The sequence below is a fragment of the Shewanella sp. 10N.286.51.B8 genome, from assembly GCF_041469325.1.
Classification (GTDB): domain Bacteria; phylum Pseudomonadota; class Gammaproteobacteria; order Enterobacterales; family Shewanellaceae; genus Shewanella.
Genome location: NZ_JBFRKG010000057.1, coordinates 1 through 2,043 on the forward strand (window position 1 = coordinate 1; position 2,043 = coordinate 2,043).

Here is a 2,043-nt window from a genome sequence, read left to right on the forward strand (position 1 = left end):
CTGCCTATCCTTGACTCTCTCTAGAGTACGTGTTGATAAGCAGTTACACAAAATTAGTTACAGCCTCGCTGCAACATTTTGTTGTATTTGTTTTTCTATTTGCTGGCTTGCTACATTCACCAGATCAACATAAAACAGAGGCTTGGACGGCTAACGCGATAATGCCCAAGCTTCGTTTGATTTCAGAAAAGAAGATCGAGCAGCAAAAACTTTAATTACTGTTTCTTGGTTTTCAGCTTTGAAGTAGCGAAATAAAGTAAGCCATTTAATTTACTGATTAACATCATCCTATATTTGCTCGCCAGACACATTGCCTTTTTTCACTGTTGCTTGGCTCTTTAAACCGAGCACTTGACTCATAATCTCTTAATACGCTGACAGCTGTAGCAAGATCCATCATTACATGAGTAAGAGTTTCTTCTAGTTCTAAAAGTTTTACACTAATAAGCTTATTTAGTTCAACCTTATTATTTAAACTACGGCTTAGTGAAGTTATTGATTAATACGTACTCTAGCAAAGTAATGCTAGATAAACGAACAAAAAACTAAAAATGAGAGTTTATATTTATCTCTGACTTAAAGTTATCAGTAACGGTCACTTACCGATGAGAAAAAATTGGTCGAAAGACTCGCCACTGCTCTGTCCTGCAAATCGCCTGTAACTAATAAAGGGGCATAAATAAGCTAGGTATGCTCTAAAATAGTGGCAAAATTCACCATACCACTACAGCTAAATGACAGACGAAGTAGATGAATTTGTTGATTGATTTTTATTTGACTGCAAAAGCAGTCAAATAAGTTAGGTTCGCCTATTGACTGGCGGAAGGCTCATATGTGTTAGGTCGTTCATTGTTATAAAACCACAGCTATTCATGCCGTACAGTAGTGTGTAGCTTTCCACATAGGCATTTGTTGTGGGTTGCTGATTGGATAAACCTGAGCTCGATATCATGTTTCCCGCCCATTTTCCAATAATCTATCTCTATCGCCAGTACTTCATGATCAATCATCAATGATGTACATAAGTCTGATGCTGCATCCATTTTCTAAATAATTATGAATAAAACCCATTGACCAGCATGACTAATCCGCAGGACTTGCTACCGAGGACTTTCGTAAGGTCCAGGTACCATCTTTATTATCAATCCACTCAATGACATCACCATCTTGCCATTTTAGGTCTGCAAGATATTCATCAGGTAATCTGAAAAAAGCCTCTCCATCTTCGGTTCTTTCGATTTCGACTTTCATTGCATTCCCTCTCTGGTAATTCCTTAGTCCTTTAGATACCTTGGCTCATTAATAAAATTTGGTCAACTGACACATTGTAAGTGGGTCGCGGATAGATCATGTAAAACGAAAAGGGGCATAAATGAGCTACACACTCCTCTATCACTTTCGAATAAACACACCCGATCATCAAATATTATATTCAAGTCGCTCAATGTATTTGAGTAATGCCCTAGCCTGCATATCCTTCCCATAGCGGCCGTAGGTGATTTTTGGGTTTGCGTGGCCAACTATCTGCGCCACAATATGCTCGCTGATATCCAAACGCTTAAACTCATCGATAAAAGTGTGTCGTAGACTATAAGCCGTTGGTCGTTGACTCGCTTTCATGCCAATGCAGGTTTGTAATATCGATAGGTGCTTACAATAGGTTTTTGACCAATCTTCCACTAACCCCACTGGTTTATAATTAAACAACTGGGGATGTTTTTTACGTGTTTTTACAAATTCAATAAAGCCCTGCTTTATCAAGCTTTGGTGGATTGGAATACTGCGTCTTGCATTGGCATTCTTAATACGTTGCCCTTTGCCGCTGTCATCAACGTTAATGCAATGAATACCTTCGATTACGACGATGTCAATGGGCTTTAACTGACACGCCTCTGATGGCCTTAGGCCGCCATAAAGCATCAATCGGGTGACCCACTTAAAGTCCGCTGTTGAAGCTTTAAATTCGGCGGAATGTATCAGCCTTTTTAGTTCACTCGTATCCCAACGGTCTCTTTCTTGGTTGGCTTTAACTTTGGGCTTTTG

General features: G+C 39.4%; 2 protein-coding genes. Both read right to left on the bottom strand.

Annotation, left to right across the window (positions count from 1 at the left end; all coding sequences use genetic code 11):
* Positions 1 to 1,083: 1,083 nt before the first annotated feature.
* Complete coding sequence (locus AB4160_RS18385; protein ID WP_164717954.1) at positions 1,084 to 1,251, bottom strand: hypothetical protein; 168 nt, start codon at positions 1,249 to 1,251, stop codon at positions 1,084 to 1,086.
* Positions 1,252 to 1,419: 168 nt separating this feature from the next.
* A partial coding sequence (locus AB4160_RS18390) for a site-specific integrase (protein ID WP_372005872.1) occupies positions 1,420 to 2,043 on the bottom strand: 624 nt, incomplete at its 5' end.

Excerpts from the sequence above, each read along its gene's own strand:
- AB4160_RS18385 (WP_164717954.1), bottom strand. The coding sequence starts at position 1,251 with ATGAAAGTCGAAATCGAAAGAACCGAAGATGGAGAGGCTTTTTTCAGA.